Genomic DNA, 18,831 nt, shown 5'->3' with positions numbered 1-18,831 from the left:
ACTCCAATTAAGCGCTTTCCAGCGATGGTTGTTCGATCGGGGTGGAGGAACCGGGTGATTTGCGGTTCATGAGGGCGCGGATGCGCTCGAGCAGGAGATCCACGTCGAGGGGTTTGGACAGGTAGTCGTCCGCACCTTTCTCCAGGCATTTTTCGCGGTCGCCCTTCAGGGCCTGTGCGGTCAGCGCGATGACCGGCAGCCGCTTGGTCTCTTCGTCGGCACGGATATGCGCCATCGTTTCGAATCCGTCCATCACCGGCATGCGGATGTCCATCAACACGATGTCGATGTCGCGGCGCTCCTTGAGCTTTTCCAGGGCGAGTTTGCCGTTGTCGGCGATGAGGACCTGGAGCCCTTTGTCCTTCAGGACCTTGGAAAGGGAGAACGTGTTGCGGAGATCGTCGTCCACGAGCAGGGCCGTGACGTTGTCGATCCCGTTCCCGAAGGGGGTCGCTTGGTCCGATTCCTTTTCCGGGCCCGAAGCCGGTTCCGGTGCCGGCGAACCTGGCGGATGAGGAATCGCCGCCGAGGGATGAAATCCCGGCCCCTCGCGGTGTTCCATCGAATCCTTCAGGCTCGCGCCGTTCAGGTTGACCGAGGTGCCGTCCGGGCCGAAGGAACCACTCGCGATCCTGGCCAGGCCGTCGCCCACCCGAAGGGGCGATTCGGGACGAAAGGCCGGTGGTTCGGCGGTCGACGATTGGGGGCTGTGGAGGCAGGGCAGGTATACCGAAAACCGGCTGCCCTTGCCCTCCTCGCTGTCCAGGAGAATTTCGCCGCCCAACAGTTTGGCCAACTTTCGCGAGATGGCGAGCCCCAGGCCGGTGCCCTCGAAGTTGCGACTGGTCGAAGCGTCAAGCTGTCGGAAGGCTTCGAAGATGCTTTCCCGATGGGTTTTGGGAATGCCGATGCCCGTATCGGTCACCGAAATTTCCACCAAATGGGTCGGTGCGATCTGGCCGTCGAGCATCTCCTCGCCCGGTTGAATGCAGGTGGTGTGGACCCGGATATTCCCTTTTTCCGTGAACTTGATGGCGTTCGAGAGCAGGTTTCTCAGGATTTGGTTCAGGCGCTGACCGTCCGAATACAGCGTGTTCGGGATCGGATCGCCGAAGGTCACGTGAATCGGCAGGCCCTTCTTCTCGGCCTGCGGCACGAGGGTCTGAATCAGATCGTTGATGCTCTCGCGCAGCAACAGCGAACTCTTGGCGATTTTCATCTTGCCGGCGTCGATCTTGGCGAAGTCCAGAATGTCGTTGATCAACAGCAGCAAATCCTTGCCGCTGCTGCGAATGACACTCAGCGATTCCAACTGGTCCTTTGTCAGATTCTCGACGCGGTTTTCCAGTAACAGCTCCGAGAGGATCAGCAAACTGTTCAAGGGCGTGCGCAGTTCGTGGGACATGTTGGCGAGGAACTCGGACTTGAAATTGTTGACCCGTTCCAATTCGCGGTTGGTTTGTTCGATGTCGGCCTTGCGTGCCTTCAACAATCGGTTCTTTTCCAGCAGGTCTTCCTCGGATTGCCGCATCTGGGCGGCCTGCTTCTCCAGCGCCGAATAGGCCGATTCCAGCTCTTCCTGCCGTTGCGCCAGTTGGGCGGCCTGGGTCTGGGTTTCCTTGAACAACTGCTTCTTCTGCTCGCGGTTCTGGGCCGAGCTGAGCGAGATCCCGAGATGGGTCGAAACCCGTTCCAGGAAGGACAGGTGCCGGTCTTCGAACGCGTTGAGGGTTCCCAACTCGAGCAGGCCGACCAGGTTCTTGCGTTCGAAGATCGGGAAGATCAGCAGTTGGTTGGGGGGCGCCTCCCCGACCCCCGTGCCGATCGGGAAGAAGTTGGCCGGCAGGTTATCCACCAAGGTGGGTTTCTTTTCGTGAATGACCCGTTCCAGCAGGCCCATGCCGTAGTCGTGGGATTCGGTATGGACGTGAAAGCCGCCCGCGTAGACCTTGATCAGCGAGGGATAATCGGCGGCATCGAGACCGTAGAGTGCGCCGATTTGGGCTTCGAATTTGTCGGCGAAGAAGGCCAGGATCTCGCCGGCCAGATCGGGCAGGCTTCGGTTTCCCTGGGTCAGTTCGAACAATTCGCTCAAGGCCCGGTTTTGTTGGTTTTGCTGATCCAATTCTTCGTAGGAGCGCAGTAGCTTTCGTTCCAGGGACTTCGTTTCCGAAATGTCGCGAACGATGTAGGTAAAGCTCTCTTCCTCTCCCAGGCGACTGGTCCCGACGGTGAGGTGAATCGGGAACGGGTCCCCGTTTCTCCGTTTGCCGACGGTTTCCTGGCGGGGATCGTGGTTGCGGTGGTTTTCCGCATCGAGGTCCCCCATCGTCGAGATTTGTTTGGGTACGTAGGGCGCGCCGATCACCATGCTGATATTTCTGCCCAGGACCTCGCCGGACGGGTACCCGAACATGGTTTCGGCCGCTCGGTTGAACATCAGGATTTCCCCGTTCCCGTCCACCCAAATGATGCCGTCGGGGGCGGTCTCCAGGATGGCGCGAATGTCCTCCCCGTTTTTCCGAATGGACTGGGAGGCCGCGCGGTGGTCGTCCGCCATGCCCTGGACCACTTTCGATAATTGGCCCCACTCGTCCTTTCTGGCGCATAGACCGCGCAAATCCAGTTGCCCGTTGGGTGCGTCTTCCATGGCCTCACAGAGCTGGTAGAAGGGATGGAAGTCACGACGGTGGAGGACGTACGCCAAGATGCCCAGAACCAACGCCAGAATGAAGCCCCAGATCAGTGCTTCGTTCATGGATCGATCCCAGGTGATGATGGCGCGATCGCGTTCCGAGGCGATCGCGACCCCCAAAAATCGCTCGCGTGAATCGGGATCGAAGCGGAATTTATGGAAATAGACCGCGGTCTCTTTGCGCTCATGAGACCGGGTGAAGGTGAGTTCGTCCTTGGTCTTGCCCGACTGAAAAACCCAGGCCATCTCCGGAAAGCGCTCCTGGATCAGTTTTCGTTGGCCCAGGTCGAAACCGAACTCCTCGGTCGGATTGGCCGATACCAGGTAATCGCCGACATCGTTGGTGACATAGAACTCCATACCCTCGGGCACGTGCGAACGAATTTCATCGAAGAGCGCACCGAATTCCATCTTGATCGACAGCGCGCCCACCATGTGACCGGACGCGTTGAAGATGGGTCGCGTCGCTTGTAGGGTTGGGGTTCGCGGCATTTTAATCTCGCCCCGTTCCCGATGGAGGGCGAATTCCGAAAGATACGTCTGTTGGTTGCTGAGCGCCTGTGTCAGATCGTAGCTTTTTTCGTGTGATTCCAATCTCGGCATGGTGGGCTCGACCCGGATGGGCTTTCCGGCGCGGCGCGCGACGATCACGGCCTCTTGGCCGTTTTGATCGATCCGATAAAGGCTGATCTGCCGGTAATGGGGATTGTGTTTGGCGAAGGTCAGGAAGACACCGGTGATCAACTTTTCGAGATCTTCGGTGGATTTCTTCGGGGGGCTATCCGGGTCTTTTTTCGCTTCCGACCAGGCCAGGATTGCGGGTGATTCGGCAATGACGAACGTATCTTTGCGCAAGACCTCGATATTGCTGACGAGCCGTTCACCGGACGGCAGAATCTCGCGATGGAGCCGGTCCAGTTCGCGCATGCTGAAGTCCTCGTCCTTCTTGCTCTGGGTAATGGGCAACAGGAGCGAACAGGCAAGAAAAATCGCTGCAAAGGACACGAGGAAATATTTTTGAGGTAGGGACAGATGCCAAGGCTTCATGCTGCGCTCCCGAAGTTCGAGCGTTCGGCAGATGACAAACCAAGATGCGCGCCAACTCCTCACCGCGCCACGCGGAGATTGGATCTGTTCTCTCAAGCTACACGGATCATTCGATTTGGAAAAAGTCCGATTTCGGTGGTCGCGACGATCCTTTGGTAAAACCCGAATGGGTGTTCACTATTTCGCGGTCGCGATCCCCAAATAACCCCTCTTTTGCTAAGTGACGCCAAAAAAGCGAGCGAAATACGAAGAGACTGCAAGCTTGTGCTAAGAATCGCTAAAAAACGCAGGGTTGGTGATGGCCCTGCGCTGGGATTGCATCGGGATCGATTCCCACAAATCCCACATCGCGGGCATCGATGACCCGAACCGCTTCAGATCCCGTATTTCTTCAGTTTTCGCGACAGGGTCGTGGGGTGGATGCCCAGCAATCGCGCGGCCACGCCCTTTTTGTAGTTGGTCTTGGCCAGGGTTTGGAGGATCAGTTCCCGCTCGCTGGTCGGCGTGGCGAAGACCGGTTCGGTCGGTGTGGCGATGGCCACTTCTCCCGGTGTCGTCGCGCCGGGCTGTTCGGCGAATTCGGGCAGATCTTCCAGGCCGATGACATCGCCCCGGCGCATGACGAAACAGCATTCGAGCGTGTTCAGCAGTTCGCGGACATTGCCTGGCCAGTGGTAGTGGAGCATGTGGTTGAGGGCGTCGTGAGAGACGTGTTTCACCCGGCAATTCATCTTGCGGTTCAGTTCGTCGATGAACCAGGAAACGAGCAGGGGCAGGTCTTCCTTGCGTTCGCGCAGCGGTGGCAGCCGAATGGGCACCACTTGGAGCCGGTAGTAGAGGTCCGCGCGGAAGGTCCCCGCGACCACCATTTCCTGCAGGTCGCGGTTGGTCGCCGCCAGCAGACGCAAATCGACGCGAATGGTGTTGGTGCCGCCGACCCGCTCGAACGCGCGCTCTTCCAGCACCCGCAGCAGTTTGCCCTGCAGTTCCAGGGGCAGTTCGCCGACCTCGTCGAGGAACAGGGTCCCGCGGTGGGCCAACTCCAGCCTGCCGGGTTTGCGTTTGCCGGCCCCGGTAAAGGCGTTGGCCTCGTGCCCGAAAAATTCGCTCTCCATCAGGTTCGGCGAAATGGCGGCACAATTGACCGCGTGGAAGGGGCCCTGGGCGCGGTTGCTGCGCTCGTGGATCTCGCGGGCCACCAATTCCTTGCCGGTGCCGCTCTCGCCTTGGATCAAGACCGAGGACATGGTCGGCGCGATGCGGTCGATCAGGCGATAGACCGCTTTCATCTGGGTCGAGGAACCGACGAGGCGGCCGAACGAGATGCCGTGAAACCGCTGTAACTGCTCCCGCTCCTCGCGTTGAAGGTCGACGAACTGGAGCAGCCAGCCACCGGCTGGGGTCGGGCCCAACAGGGGAAAGGCCGAGAGTTGGACCGGAATGACGCGACCCGACCGCAAAGACCACTTCAGGCGGCGGTTGTAGATGGGTTTGCCGGACTTGCGAACCATGGTCAGGACGTTCTGCGTGGGTTTGAACGATTTACCCAGCAACTGAGCCAAAGGGCGACCGATGATGCTTTCGGGATTGGCGTCCAGGATGTGAATGCCGTCCTTGGAGATCAGTTCGACGGCGGTATCGCCGGCCACACGCATCAGGCCGCCCTTGATTTGTGAAAAGGTGGATTCCAACAGTAAATTGCGTTGTTCCAGCTTGCGAGCCATTTCCGTAAATTGAAAAGCCCTCGTGACCACACCAATCAATTCCAGCCGATTGACCGGTTTGCGCAACAGCGTTTGGATGCCCAGTGCGAAACAGGCACTCAGCTTTTCTTCACTCTCGTGAGCCGTAATCAGGATGACCGAGTGGGTGAGGCTCTCGTTGAGTTTCACCCGTTCGAGCCACTCGAGCCCATCTATTTGAGGCATTTCCAGATCCAAAAGAACCACGTCGGGTTGCGTTTCGTGCCACATGTCCAAACCGATCTGGCCATTCTCGGCACAAAGGCACCGGAAGCCTTCCTCTTCCAGAATGACCTTGAGGATTTGGCGACTGATCCCATCGTCTTCGATGATGAGGATGGTTTGCGGTTGTCGGCTGGAATTATCTGGAAACACAGGTGTCTCTTGCAAAGGGTCTTTTGGAAAGAAGAACGATATTTTGCGTGAATGAGTCCATCATAACACAGCTCGATCACGGGAATCTCGGTTTATCAAAGGGTTGCATGGCCCAGGAGTGCCGATCCTTCAGGTGAAGCTGTAATTGGTCATCGACGAGCCGCAGCGATGTTCCGCGTTCCACAGCTCCAGCACGGCCTTGCCGTCCAGGATTCGGAAGATGAGCGCATCAACTGTCCACGAAAAACACGAAAAGACACGAACCCCAAGGAGCGGGGCGTGACGCATGACCTGGCGGGGATCGTCAGGGGTGGTGAAGGCGGGAAGGCGAATGGCCGCCTTTTCAATTCGTGTGAATCCGTGTGATTGGTGGACAGATTTTTTTCCACGAATCACACGGAAGACACGAATGAGCACCCAATCTGGGATGTCCCGCGATAAGGGCTTTTTATGGTTGTCCACTAAAGACACGAAAAAACACGAAAAGGATACTCCCGGCATTGTTCGCCAAGCCTTCCGGGTCGTTCTTGGTTACCGGGAAAGAACTGCCCACGAATCACACGGATGACACGAATATGCGTCCGCACGAGTATGTCGAACCCAAGGGTCTCCGGGTAGTACTTACAGTGAATGATATAATTTTCAAGCACTTAGGTGTGGCTGTCCCCGTGACTCGAAAGGACGCGATATGGAGGCCCGTCTCTCTGGACCGGAATGGCGCTTGTGGCGAAGAGGAGATCGGGAAGCCGGAAAACCACAAAAACCTCATGGCCAAACGCGGTGGTGATGGATTCCTGATTCGTGTAGATCCGTGTGATCCGTGGACAAGAATGCTTAGCTGTGACGGTCCCCCCTAACTCCTGAAGACACACGAACAGGGTGCTCCCGGAACCGTTCGCTGAGCTTTCCGGGTCGTTCTTGGTTACCGGGAAAGAACTGCCCACGAATCACACGGATGACACGAAGATGCATCCGCACGAGCATGTCGAACCCAAGGGTCTCCTGGTAGTACTTGCCGTGAATAATATAATTTTCAAGCACTTAGGTGTGGCTGTCCCCGTGACTCGAAAGGACGCGATATGGAAGCCCGTCTCTCCGGTCCGGAATGGCGCTTGTGAGCGAAGAGGAGATCGGGAAGCCGGAAAACCACAAAAACCCCATGGCCAAACGCGGTGATGATGGATTCCTGATTCGTGTAGATCCGTGTGATCCGTGGACAAGAATGCTTAGCTGTGACTGTCCCCCCTAACTCCTGAAGACACACGAACAGGGTACTCCCAGAACCGTTCGCTGAGCTTTCCGAGTCGTTCTTGGTAACCGGGAAAGAACTGCCCACGAATCACACGGATGACACGAATATGCATCCGCACGGGCATGTCGAACCCAAGGGTCTCCTGGTAGTACTTGCCGTGAATGATAATATTTTCAAGTACTTAGGTGTGGCTGTCCCCGTGACTCGAAAGGACGCGATATGGAGGCCCTTCTCTCCGGTCCGGAATGGCGCTTGTGAGCGAAGAGGAGATCGGGAAGCCGGAACACCACAAAAACCCCATGGCCAAACGCGGTGGTGATGGATTCCTGATTCGTGTAGATCCGTGTGATCCGTGGACAAAAATCAAACCCCTCGGTGGAGCCGAGCCGTTGGCGCGGAGCCGACCCAGCGGGGAAGGACGTTTTCGTGTTTTTTCGTGTATTTAGTGGACAGTTTTTAGTGGACCGGACTTTTCGTGGACCGTGGTTTCCGTGGACAGGTGGTGGGTCCCTGTGGCTACAATCGCCACACCGCCCTTTTCGTGCGAGCCAAGACAGACACGGAGCCTTCGATGAACCCCAAAGAGACCATTGACGATCTGACCCGCCGCTTCTTCGCCGTCTTCACCACGGATACCGACGGCAAGGTGAACTTGGACGTCATCCACGATCTGTTCATCCCGCAGGGGTTGATCGTCAAAAACGTCGGACCCAACCCGGAAATCTATAACCTTCAGCAGTTTATCGAACCACGTGCCAGGATGTTCGAGGAGGGCCGACTCGTCGATTTCGTCGAAGAGGAACTCTCCGAACGCACCGAAATCTTCGGCAACATCGCCCAGCGCTTCTGCCGCTACCGTAAGTCGGGAACCATGGATGGCGCGCCCTTCGAAACCGAGGGGATGAAGACCATCCAGTTCATCAACACCGAGAACGGCTGGAAAATAAGCGCGCTCGCCTGGGACGACGAAGTCTAGTCCTCGTTGCGCTCTTCCAACAACAAAGTTTCTCGGAGGCGGAAAATTCCTTGAGTTCAAAGTTGTCGCAAATTTTTCGATTCATGGTAGGGAATGCGTCGGCGCTATGTCGCGATGCGTGAATCCTTCGTTCCCTCGACGATTGCCTCGTGGGTGACGACCCGGTTTCCATCGGTTTGGACACCTCTGTTGATCCCTTTTATAAGTGTATAGTTTTAAAATGGTTCAATTCGAATTATTCCATGAGGCCAGACTGTGGAAACGCCCTCGATGTTTCCCCGTCCGGGCAAGGCCCACATGGCCGGTGCCCACCAACGGTCTCTTCGTTTTAGATGACTCGTCTTGGGTGGCCCGAAAAATTTTGAAATGCCGTTCGGGGAATAATCCCAACCATCCCAACCGTTGACAAGAAACGACAACGCTTATTATGATGGTGCTCTGATTTTTCTCACTCTTTTCAAGGGTGAGGCAATGATATATGGTGCCTCTCGTTTTTTAATTGGTACAGGTTTTCTGTGTTCTGCATATTTCCTGAATTCATAGCTGAAACTTGATTTCGTCGATTAGCGTGCGCTTAAAGCACGATCGGACGTGATCTCGGTTCGAGCCTCTACCGTTTTATCCCAATCTTTTCTGGTCTCTGTTTCGCCCTTTATTTTATGAAAATTCTACCTCCGTCGTTGCTCGCCCCGATGGGTCGAGTCGGCTGGTGCATTGGTGACGCGAGACCACGCACAGGTGGTCCGAATGGCTTCAAAACAACATAACATTAATGATCTCAGTTGGCTGGGGCCAGGACCCCGGTTTTATGTATATCAGGTCGATCTCGTCGAGCGAATGTCGCAGCCCTTTACGCTGGAGGTCCTGCTCGAGACCAAAACCCCGGTCGATCCCCTGGAACTCATTCACAAACAGGGGAGAGTGGTGGTCAAGTGCGGCGAGAACCACGCCCAACAGCGCTCCCTTTCCGGCGTCATCGCCGAAGTGCGCCAAGTGCGAAGTGGCTTCGGCAGTGTGCACGGCCGCGAGGAGCGAGCCTATTACTACAAGCTGATCATGCGACCGCGGATGTGGTTGCTGACCAAGACCCATCGTTCCAAGGTCTACCAACACATGTCGGTGCAGGCCATCGTGTCCGAGGTATTGGGCGAGTCCGGCGTGGCCTTTTCCTGGCGGGCATCGGGAGGCACCAAATCGCGCGAGTACTGCGTGCAATACGGCGAAACCAATTTCCATTTCGTCAACCGCCTGTTGGAAGCCGAGGGGATTTACTACTACTACGACCACGACGGCGCCCAAACGGTGATCGCCGACAGCGCGGGCGCCCACGCCGGTTGTTCGCCGGTTGCGACCGTGCCCTACCTCGAGGGCGAATGGACCAAGGAGCGCGATCGCGAGGGCCTGCAAACGGTCGAGTACGCCATTCGGGCGGGTAGCGCGGCGGTCATGTGCGGCGACTACAATTACCAGACCTCGCAAATCAACATCCAGGCGAGCAAATCCATCAGATCGCCTTTGGCCGTAGCCGGTTCGGAGATGTACTTTCACAGCACGCTCCATGCGGATCACGGCGGTGGCGAAGCCCTGGCCGGCGTCCGCGGCGACGCGTCCTCGGCCCAGTTGATGGAGCTGTCCGGATCGGGCAATTGCCGATCCTTCGACGTGGGCTCCTGGTTCCAGCTCGAGGGGCATTACAGCCAGGATCTCAACCGCAAGTGGCTGCTTACCGAAACCACAATCCATGCCGAGCCGGGAGAATTTCGCGTCGATTTTCGTGCCGTGCCGCTCGGCAGCGCCTTGCGGCCCGAGCGATCCACGCCGCGCCCCAAGGTTCAAGGTCTGCAAACGGCGGTCGTGACCGGACCGCCGGGGGCCGAGGTCTATCTCGACAATCTCGGTCGTTGCAAGCTCCAGTTCCATTGGGACCGCGAAGGCCCCAAAAACGACCGCAGCTCCATGTGGGTGCGGGTTGCCAACAACTATTCCGGCCAGGGCTACGGGATTCAGTTCATCCCGCGTGTGGGACACGAAGTGCTGGTGGAGTTCCTGGAGGGCAATCCCGACCATCCGGTCCTGGTCGGCCGGGTATACAACGACGCCCAGGCGCCACCGTTGGGACCGGCCCAGAAATACCAGAACGCGATCAAAACCATCAAGGATCACCACATCATCTTCGACGACACCGACGGCAAGGAGATGTTCGACGTCCGTTCGCAGAAGGACATGACGGTATTGGTGGTCAATGACCAGAGCCGAACCGTGGGGCACGACCAAGCCACCCAGGTCGGTCACGACCAGGGCACCCAGGTGGGCAACGATCAGAGCATCGCCGTGGGGCACGACCAGGGAACCCAAGTGGGCAACGATCAGGGGACCCGGGTCGGCAACAACCAGGCGACGGAAGTGGGGAACGATCGCGACGTCCAGGTGGGCAACGACCAGCGTCACAGCGTCGGGAACGACGAGTCCGGCGCGGTGGGCAACGACCAGCGGCTGGATGTGGGCAACAACCGCGATCGCCATGTGGGCAACAACGAAACCGTGGCGATCGGCAACGACCGCCAGGTGGAGATCGGCAACAACCAGAACACGCGGGTGGGAGCCTCGCGCGAGGCCAACATCGGGAACAACGAGAAGGTCGACATCGGCGGCAACATGTCGCTCGACGTGGGCGACAACAAGAACGAGCAAGTCGGTGGTTCCTCCACCGAAACCGTGTCCATCGGCAAGGTGGTGACCGTCGGTGCGGCCATGCAGACGACGGTGGGCGGCGCCGCCAACATGAGCGTGGGCCTGACCCATACCGAGCAGGCCGGCCTGATCCGCAAAATCATTGCCGGTACCAAACTCGAACTCCAGTGCGGTGCGGCCAAGATCACGCTGGAGGCCAGCGGAAAGGTCACCATCAAGGGGACCGAGTTCCATTTCGAATCGACCGGGCCCGCCGTACTCAAGGGCTCGATCGTGGATATCAACTAGACCCGATTCTTTCCAAGGATTTGGCATCGACGAGACCGAACAAGGAGAGGAACGGGTCATGGAACTGATCAACTACACCCCATTTCCGCCGCTCTTTTTCAAGAGCCGCGACAAGCATCGCGTCGATCACGGCGTTCTGGTCCTACGCGGTACCTTCGCCATCGATCACGAAGCCTACCTGCGACCGATTCCGGACCAGGAGCCGGTGCGCACCGAGGACGTCTTCCACGGCGATCCCACCCAGTCGAGCCTGGTGTTCGAAGCCGATCTGGCGCCGTTCAAGCCGGCGACCGACATTCACCTCAACGCGATCGCCCGTGCTCCGGGTGGCAAGGCTCGCCGGACCTGGCCCGTCAGCGCCCGCGTGGGCACGCTGCGAAAGGACCTCTACGTCACGGGGCCGCGTCGTTTCTTTTCGAGCCTGGGCCTGTGGCAACTCTCGATTCCCAAGCCGGTGACCGAAGTGCCGATTCGCTACGAACTGGCGTTCGGAGGGGGGCCGGGCAAATCCGGCAAAGGCAAGGTCTACGAGCACAATCCGGTGGGGGTCGGCTACCAGACGGTTACGCAGACCCTCAACCCGATCAAGTCGTTCGAGGCCCCTTGCATCGAGGCCGCCGACAAGAAAATATCGCTTCGCGGACGCAACTACCGACCGGAGGGCTTTTCGCCGATCGCCCGCGCCTGGCTGCCTCGGCGCGGATTTGCGGGAACCTACGACCAGAAGTGGGTCGACGACGTCTGGCCGGAACTTCCCGCCGATTTCGATTACCGCTTCTACAACAGCGCCCATCCCGACCTGATCTATTCCGGATACCTGGTCGGCGGGGAGGCCGTCGAATTGCGCGGACTTCGCCCTGAGCGCGAACTCCTGCGGTTCGGCATTCCCGAATACAAGGCGCTGGTCCTGATTCGCTACGGGGACGGCAGCTTCAATCTCGCGCCGGCCTATCTGGACACGCTGGCCCTCGACGTGGCCGACCCCGATCCGAATCGGATTCGGGCCTATCTCACCTGGCGGGCCACCATCGACATTCGCAAACCGATTCGGCGGCTCGAGGCCCGGCTCGATACCTCGGCGGTGGACGGGAAAGGGGGGAGCCGTGGCTGAAAATGAAGGCACCCGCCAAACCGAAGAGGCCAAAGTCGTTTGCCAAACCCCCGATGTCTGTTTGACGCCGATCGGCGACAAGAAAGTACCGGTGCCGTACCAGATCATCGCGACCTTCGAGAAGGTCGAAGAGGTCTCCAACAACGTGCGCTTCACCCGGATGCAGGTGTTCACCGTCGACAGCCGCATCACCGAGGTGACCGGCGACGAGCCGGGCAAGGACGGCGGCCTCGTCAGTACCTGCAACGTGGGGTACGTCAAGGCGGTGACCCACTCCACCACGGTGCGGGTCAACAAGGCCTGGGTCGTCTACAACGACAGCTTGATGGAGATGAACTGCGACGGGCGGGAGGGGGCCGGCAACACCCAAGGCCGTGTCGTGTACATGAAGGTCTCGCAAATGACCGTCATCAACGACGACGGTTCCTTTTCCGGCGAAACCAATCCGACCATGGAAGTGGAACCCGAGGAGCTGCCCTGGTACGAACGCGCCTGGAACGCCACCAAGGAAGCGGCCGGCGAGGCCTGGGAGTTCACCAAGGAGTTGAACAGCGAGTACAAGCTGGTGGAGCGCGGTCTGGGCGTGCTCCAGACGGGGGGCGGCATCGGCGAAATGGTGCTCGGCGCGATCGGCGTGGTGGCGCCGGAGCCGGTCACCACCGGGTTGGGGGCGGTGGCGGTGGCCCACGGCGCCGACACGACCTGGGCCGGTCTGAACCAGATCTGGACCGGCGAGTTCCAATCCACCTTCACCGAGCAGGGCGCCACGGCGCTCGCCGAAGCGGCCGGTGCCAGTGAGGGCACCGCCGGGTGGGTCGGCACGGGTGTGGACTTCGTGGCCGGCCTCAATCCTGGCAGCATGGGCAGCAACATCGCCCAGGAAGCGGCGGAACAGGCCGCTCGCGAGGCCGCCGAACGAGCGGCCCGCGAGGCTGCCGAACGGGCGGCGCAGGAGGCGGCCGAACGCGCCGCACGGGAAGCAGCCGAACGGGCTGCGCAGGAGGCAGCAGAAAAGGCGGCGCAGGAGGCAGCGGAAAAGGCGGCGCAGGAGGCAGCGGAGAAGGCTGCTCAGGAGGCAGCGGAAAAGGCGGCACAGGAGGCAGCGGAGAAAGCGGCGCAGGAAGCGGCGGAGAAGGCGGCCCAGGAAACCGCCGAAGAGGCTACGGAGGAAGCGGCCGAGCGGGCGGCGCAAGAGGCCGGCGAGCAAACCGCGCAGGAGGCCGGCGAGGCGGCCGCCGAAAACGGTGTTCGCGTCACCAAGAAGAAAAAGAAGAAAAAGAGCAAGCGCGAGCAATACATGGGTCGCACTCCTGGCAAAAAATCGCGCACGGGTCGCGAGGTTCAGGAGCGCATGGCGGCCGAAGGGAAGCTGCGCGAACTGCCGGACGGAACCAAAGAAGTGCTCGGCCCGGACGGCAAATGGTATCCTATCGATGAAACCGACATGGGCCACCTTCGGGATGCCGTGGAGTATTGGAATACCGAAGGTTACCAGTACGGTGCGAAGTCGCAGGAGGTGCGCGATTTCATGCTCGATCCGGACAACTACGAGCTCGAGCCCAGCAGCATCAACCGTTCACGTGGTGCGACCCTGGGTCAGACCCAGCGGTACCGCGACCCGGCGCCGCCCAGTGGCGGTGGCACCAGCGGTGGAGGTTCCACAAGCGGCGGTTCCTCCGGCGGCGGTTCCAGCGGTGGCGGATCCACGAGCGGCGGCTCCAGCGGCGGTGGATCGAGTGGTAGTGGTTCCGGAGGTGGCGGATGACGGAAGTGAGGACCGTTCGCCCGCCATCACGGCGAATGGATTCGGCCACGAACCCACATCCGTCGTCGGCTTCGCGTCCCTGGTTCCATCCTCCGCGAGTGACCTGGGATCATTCGCGCGAAAAAACACAAAGGAAGTGCCGAGATGGCTGAACTGGATCCCAAAACCCACGAACAGATCAAAACCTATTGCGAACGCGGCGACAGTCTGGTCGAACTGGAGGAGTACGAGGACGCCATCGACCAGTACGAGAAGGCTTTCGACCTGATTCCCGAGCCCAAGACGGACTGGGATACGGCGACCTGGGTGTTGACTGCGCTGGGCGAGACCCGCGTCTTCATGGAGGATTGGCCGAACGCCTTGACGGTGTTGCAGCAGGCGATGCACTGTCCCGACGCGATCGGGAACCCGTTTCTCCATTTCCTGTTGGGCAAGACGCAATTCGAGTTGGGCAACATGGACCGCGCCGCCGACGAGTTGACGCGGGCCTACATGGGGAGCGGCATGGACTTGCTGGGCGACGAGGACGAAGATCCCAAGTACCTGGCGTTCCTGCGCACCAAGATCAAGATCGCCGAGTGACGCGATGACCGGGGACGCGGCGGGCACGGGAACCGCCGGTCGCGTCCCGAGCGCCGCTCCCCAACGAATCGTGACCACGAGACCACCTGAACCGTGAATCTCGCTGGGTGGTTGCAACCCCATCGAAGCGAGGAATCCCTGGTGTCCCCGGATGCAGAAAGAGCCGTAAAGCCTGTAGGTTGGCCCGCTGGGCCGACGCCTCGGAGCGACCCAAGCAACGGCAATCAATTGCGCCAAAGAGCGAAGCCGATCATTTCCCTCGCGACGCCAATCAAAAAGCCGCAAAGTCCAAAGCCCCCGCATCGGGAGAGGGGCGTAAGGCCTGTAGGTGGAGCAGCTTGCTCCACCAATCGAAGCAACGTCTGCTTCGACCTGCCACCAAGCCAAAGAGCGAAGTCGATCATTTCCCTCGCGACGCCAATCAAAAGCCGCAAAGTCCAAAGCCCCCGCATCGGGAGAGGGGCGTAAGGCCTGTAGGTGGAGCAGCTTGCTCCACCAATCGAAGCGACGTCTGCTTCGACCTGTCACCAAGCCAAAGAGCGAAGCCGATCATTTCCCTCGCGACGCCAATCAAAAGCCGCAAAGTCCAAAGCCCCCGCATCGGGAGAGGGGCGTAAGGCCTGTAGGTGGAGCAGCTTGCTCCACCAATCGAAGTGACGGAACCAAAGCAGACGCGTCACAGAAAGAGCGAAGCGCGGCCGCTCGGGATTGCCCCTTCATCGGAGCACATTTGCCCAGACTTTCCGCCTTGGGAGAGATTCACGGTGCCCGGATCGGTTCATCACGGCCGGTGTGGCAGGGGCGGTAAGCCAGCTTGCACAACCAGTCGGCGCAATCCGGAAACGCCGTGAGGAAGTGATTGGGAGCGGCGAAACCTCGGCATAGCCCGGTTCGGGGGAGTGGGTGGCTTCGCTCTTTGGCTCAATTGATTGTCGTTGCTTGAGTCGCTTCGATTGGTGGAGCTGGCAGCTCCACCTACAAACCCGACGCCTCTCTCCTGATCCGGGAACACCGAGTGAGAGTCGCTTCGAAGCGTCGGCCCGGCGGGCCAACCTACAAGCCTTACGCCCCTCTCGCGATGCGGGGACTTTGGACTTTGGGGCTTCGATGGCGTGCAGCCAGGGAGTGTCGGCTTCGCTCTTTGGCTTGGTGGCAGGTCGAAGCAGACATCGCTTCGATTGGTGGAACAAGCTGTTCCACCTACAGGCACGATTTCCCTTTCGAGATGCGGGGACTCCCGAGGTACGTCCTTCGATGGTTCGACCGGGTTCGGGATCTCGCACCCGAAAGGCCGGAACCCGTCGAAGGAACTCTGCTTGAAGTGCCCGTGTGCGCATAAGCGTCCTAAAACCTAAAGGTTGCGTAGGGGCGGTAAGCCAGCCTGTTCAACCTATCCAAGCATCATATCTCCAGAGTCACGATCTGTTCGGGAGGTTCCCGGCCCTTGATGAGCGCCGATCCTCTCGCGTTTTTTAAGTAAGTTGTCTTCTAATGCTCGGCCGCGGTCTCGATGACGACGGCCGGGCCCACGCCCTCCGGTTCCCGCACCGCGTCCACCATTCGCGCCACGCGCGCCGTGGGCGCTGGGCACAACGGCGTCAAGGCCAGCGTGACGGTCAGGTTGAGCAGCATGCCCAGCACCCCGACACCCTGCGGGTTGATGCCGCGTTCCAAGATGCCGAAGGTCCAGGGAGCCATGCCGAAGTACACTACCCCCAGGATGTAGAAACCCGTGAAGCCGATGCCGCTGAGCATGCCGCACACCGCCGGCACCGTACCCACCCGTTTGCTGAAAATGCCGAGCACGATCGCCGGGAAGAAACTGGCCGCAGCCAAGCCAAAGGCGAACGCGACTACCTGGCTGACGAAGCCTGGCGGGTAGACTCCGAACAAGCCGGCCACGACGACCGCCACACCGATCACGCCGCGTCCCACCAGCAGGCGTTTCTTTTCGTCCGCCTCCGGGTTGAGGATCCGGTAGTAGAGATCGTGGGCCACGCTGGAGGAAATGACCAGCAGCAGCCCGCTGGCAGTGGAGAGCGCCGCAGCCAGGCCGCCCGCGGCGATCAGGGCGATGATCCACGCCGAAAGCTCGGCCATTTCCGGCGTGGCCAGCACGATGATGTCGCGATCGGGGCCCGATAGCCCCTTGGCTCGCAGGCGTTCGCGGCCGTCCGCGCCTTGGGTGCCGGAAGAGGCCAGCCAGGCGCGGTGATCTTCGCGAATGGCGGCCAATTCCGCCGCAGGCAATTTTCCTGCACGAAACATCTCGTTGTCGGTGTTCGCCGAGTAACGCGCCTTGCCGTCGCCGTCGTCCAGCCACATGATCAGGCCGGTTTTCTCCCAGTTGGCGTACCAGGCCGGCATTTCCGCCTCGGTCTTGCCGTTGAGGCTGTCGATCATGTAGTAGCGCGCGAACGCGGCGGTGGCGGGCGCGGTCAGGTAGAGCAGCGAAATGAAGAACAGGGCCCAGAAGGCGCTCCAGCGCGCGTCTTTCACCGACTTCACCGTGTAGAAACGCACGATGACGTGGGGCAGCCCCGCCGTGCCGAGCATCAGGGCCAATGCGACCAACATGACGTTGATCTTGTCCCAGGATCCCACGAAGGTCTCGGTGTAGGGTGAAAACCCCAGATCGGTTTGAATCTGGTTCAGTTTGTCCAGCAGGTAGACCGTTTCGCCACCTGTCAGCTCCGGTTTCAGCGTCGCGCCGAGGCCGGCCTGGGGCAGGGCATGTCCGGTGAGTTTGATGCTGATGGCGATCGCCGGAATCAGGAAGGCGGTGATCAGGACCCAGTACTGTGCCACCTGGGTCCAGGTGATGCCTTTCATGCCGCCGAGTGTGGCGTAGATGAACACGATCGCCATGCCGATCATGACGCCCACATTGATATCCACTTCCAGAAAGCGGCTGAAGACGATGCCCACGCCGCGCATTTGGCCGGCCACGTAGGTGAAACTGATGAAAATGGCGCACACGACCGCGACCAGTCGCGCCAACCGCGAATCGAAGCGGTCACCCACGAAATCGGGCACCGTGTAATGGCCGAACTTGCGCAGATAGGGCGCGAGCAGCAGGGCCAGCAGCACGTATCCGCCGGTCCAGCCCATCAGGTAGATGCCGCCCGCGTAGCCCATGGTCGAGATCAGGCCGGCCATCGAGATGAAGGAGGCCGCGCTCATCCAATCGGAGGCCGTGGCCATGCCGTTGGCGGCGGCGGGCACGCCGCGACCGGCCACGTAGAAGCCCTTGGTGTCGCGGACGCGGCTCAGCCAGGCGATCGAGAGATAGAGGGCGAACGTGATACCCACGAATGTATAGGTCCAGCCTTGTACTTCCATAACGCTATCGAGATTCCTTCTTCAGTCGCTGCAAATCGCGGTGGTGCTGGGCGTCCAGCCGATTCATGACCAGGCAATAGATGAGGATCAGCACCACGAACGTCATGATGCTCCCTTGTTGGGCGAACCAAAATCCCAACGGGTACCCGAAGAGCCGAAATTGGTTGAGCACGTCGGCGAACAGGATGCCGCAGCCCAGGCCGACCACCAGCCAAACGCACAGCAAAACGCCCATCCAGCGCAAATTGCGGTGCCAGTAGCGATCCAGCAGCGCTTGAACACGGGGCGAAGAAAGGTCGGGGCCGGCGGCATCATCGGGAGAAGATCCGGTATCTTCTCGGGGGTCGGACGTCGTCATGATGGGGCTCTCTTCCTCGGCGCGACGGTTCATCCTGAACGGGAACCGCGATATCGGCCGATCGAGGTCGATCTGGGGAGATGCGCGGCACGCGGGCGGAGCCGGCGAGCCAGTTTGGTTCATGGAGGATCGCATCATCATAGCGGCAATCCTCGGGGGTCGCAATCACCGCCCCCTAAATCGTCCACGAAAACGGGTTGCCTTTTTTGTCCACTAAAAACACGAAAGGACACGAAATGGATACTTCCTGCATTGCCTGCCCAGTGATGCAATCGCTTATTCGATGCGTGTCAGGACAATTTTCTGTTGTTTTTCAGTGTGTTAGATCTGATAACAAGAACCTTGCCCAAAGGGCCAACGGGTTTGATTCCTGCCTACCGACTCGTCACGCGCGGCAAGTGATGACTTGTCCACGGACCACACAGATCCACACGAATACAAACACAGTCATTCCCTTCGAGGCCGAGTGTGTTGTTTTTCACGGAACGGAACACAAGCCCAGATGATTCAAAATGACAACTAAATCTGCATAAGCACTTGATACTTTTGATTTTAAGCTCAGACTTCTCTCAGAGTACCTGCTGGGTGACGTCCTTGGGTCCCATTT

The 18,831-nt window shown here is 59.6% G+C and carries 10 protein-coding genes; 5 read left to right on the top strand and 5 right to left on the bottom strand.

What is annotated here, in order from left to right; genetic code table 11:
* Window positions 1-7: 7 nt before the first annotated feature.
* The 3 genes from J3U87_RS28325 to J3U87_RS28315 all read right to left on the bottom strand — a co-directional run bounded on the left by J3U87_RS28325 (window position 8) and on the right by J3U87_RS28315 (window position 6,330).
* Window positions 8-3,742, bottom strand: coding sequence for an ATP-binding protein (locus J3U87_RS28325; RefSeq protein ID WP_237379154.1), 3,735 nt, complete (start codon window positions 3,740-3,742; stop codon window positions 8-10).
* Window positions 3,743-4,116: 374 nt separating this feature from the next.
* A complete protein-coding gene (locus J3U87_RS28320) occupies window positions 4,117-5,859 on the bottom strand; it encodes a sigma-54-dependent transcriptional regulator (RefSeq protein ID WP_237379153.1) in 1,743 nt (580 codons plus the stop codon).
* Between the two features lie 129 nt (window positions 5,860-5,988).
* Window positions 5,989-6,330: a hypothetical protein gene (locus J3U87_RS28315; protein ID WP_237379152.1), complete on the bottom strand. Its 342-nt coding sequence runs from the start codon at window positions 6,328-6,330 to the stop codon at window positions 5,989-5,991.
* A 1,352-nt stretch (window positions 6,331-7,682) separates the two neighbouring features.
* Between J3U87_RS28315 and J3U87_RS28310 the strand changes: the two genes are divergently transcribed.
* From J3U87_RS28310 to J3U87_RS28290, 5 genes are all read left to right on the top strand, one after another.
* Window positions 7,683-8,087, top strand: a complete 405-nt coding sequence (locus J3U87_RS28310) for a nuclear transport factor 2 family protein (protein ID WP_237379151.1) — start codon at window positions 7,683-7,685, stop codon at window positions 8,085-8,087.
* Between the two features lie 747 nt (window positions 8,088-8,834).
* The gene (locus J3U87_RS28305) at window positions 8,835-11,066 is read left to right on the top strand and encodes a type VI secretion system Vgr family protein (protein ID WP_237379150.1); all 2,232 of its coding nucleotides are present in this window, start codon (window positions 8,835-8,837) and stop codon (window positions 11,064-11,066) included.
* 58 nt (window positions 11,067-11,124) lie between these two features.
* Window positions 11,125-12,177, top strand: a complete 1,053-nt coding sequence (locus tag J3U87_RS28300; protein ID WP_237379149.1) for a DUF2169 family type VI secretion system accessory protein — start codon at window positions 11,125-11,127, stop codon at window positions 12,175-12,177.
* Window positions 12,170-13,942: a PAAR-like domain-containing protein gene (locus J3U87_RS28295; RefSeq protein WP_237379148.1), complete on the top strand. Its 1,773-nt coding sequence runs from the start codon at window positions 12,170-12,172 to the stop codon at window positions 13,940-13,942. The genes J3U87_RS28300 and J3U87_RS28295 overlap by 8 nt, the downstream gene beginning before the upstream one ends.
* A gap of 144 nt (window positions 13,943-14,086) precedes the next feature.
* Window positions 14,087-14,524, top strand: coding sequence for a tetratricopeptide repeat protein (locus J3U87_RS28290; RefSeq protein WP_237379147.1), 438 nt, complete (start codon window positions 14,087-14,089; stop codon window positions 14,522-14,524).
* 1,488 nt (window positions 14,525-16,012) lie between these two features.
* On the opposite strand, the gene J3U87_RS28285 is transcribed toward J3U87_RS28290, so the two are convergent.
* Complete coding sequence (locus J3U87_RS28285; protein ID WP_237379146.1) at window positions 16,013-17,866, bottom strand: sodium:solute symporter family protein; 1,854 nt, start codon at window positions 17,864-17,866, stop codon at window positions 16,013-16,015.
* A 4-nt stretch (window positions 17,867-17,870) separates the two neighbouring features.
* A complete protein-coding gene (locus tag J3U87_RS28280) occupies window positions 17,871-18,224 on the bottom strand; it encodes a DUF4212 domain-containing protein (protein ID WP_237379145.1) in 354 nt (117 codons plus the stop codon).
* Between the last annotated feature and the right edge of the window lie 607 nt (window positions 18,225-18,831).

The sequence above is a fragment of the Sulfidibacter corallicola genome (assembly GCF_017498545.1).
GTDB classification, from domain to species: domain Bacteria; phylum Acidobacteriota; class Holophagae; order Acanthopleuribacterales; family Acanthopleuribacteraceae; genus Sulfidibacter; species Sulfidibacter corallicola.
This window is presented reverse-complemented; position numbering and strand designations above follow the sequence as displayed.

What these genes read in the sequence shown, in the direction of transcription:
- J3U87_RS28325 (WP_237379154.1), bottom strand. Translation starts at nt 3,742, where the DNA reads ATGAAGCCTTGGCATCTGTCCCTACCTCAAAAATATTTCCTCGTGTCC.
- J3U87_RS28310 (WP_237379151.1), top strand. Translation starts at nt 7,683, where the DNA reads ATGAACCCCAAAGAGACCATTGACGATCTGACCCGCCGCTTCTTCGCC.
- J3U87_RS28305 (WP_237379150.1), top strand. Translation starts at nt 8,835, where the DNA reads ATGGCTTCAAAACAACATAACATTAATGATCTCAGTTGGCTGGGGCCA.
- J3U87_RS28300 (WP_237379149.1), top strand. Translation starts at nt 11,125, where the DNA reads ATGGAACTGATCAACTACACCCCATTTCCGCCGCTCTTTTTCAAGAGC.
- J3U87_RS28290 (WP_237379147.1), top strand. Translation starts at nt 14,087, where the DNA reads ATGGCTGAACTGGATCCCAAAACCCACGAACAGATCAAAACCTATTGC.
- J3U87_RS28285 (WP_237379146.1), bottom strand. Translation starts at nt 17,866, where the DNA reads ATGGAAGTACAAGGCTGGACCTATACATTCGTGGGTATCACGTTCGCC.
- J3U87_RS28280 (WP_237379145.1), bottom strand. Translation starts at nt 18,224, where the DNA reads ATGACGACGTCCGACCCCCGAGAAGATACCGGATCTTCTCCCGATGAT.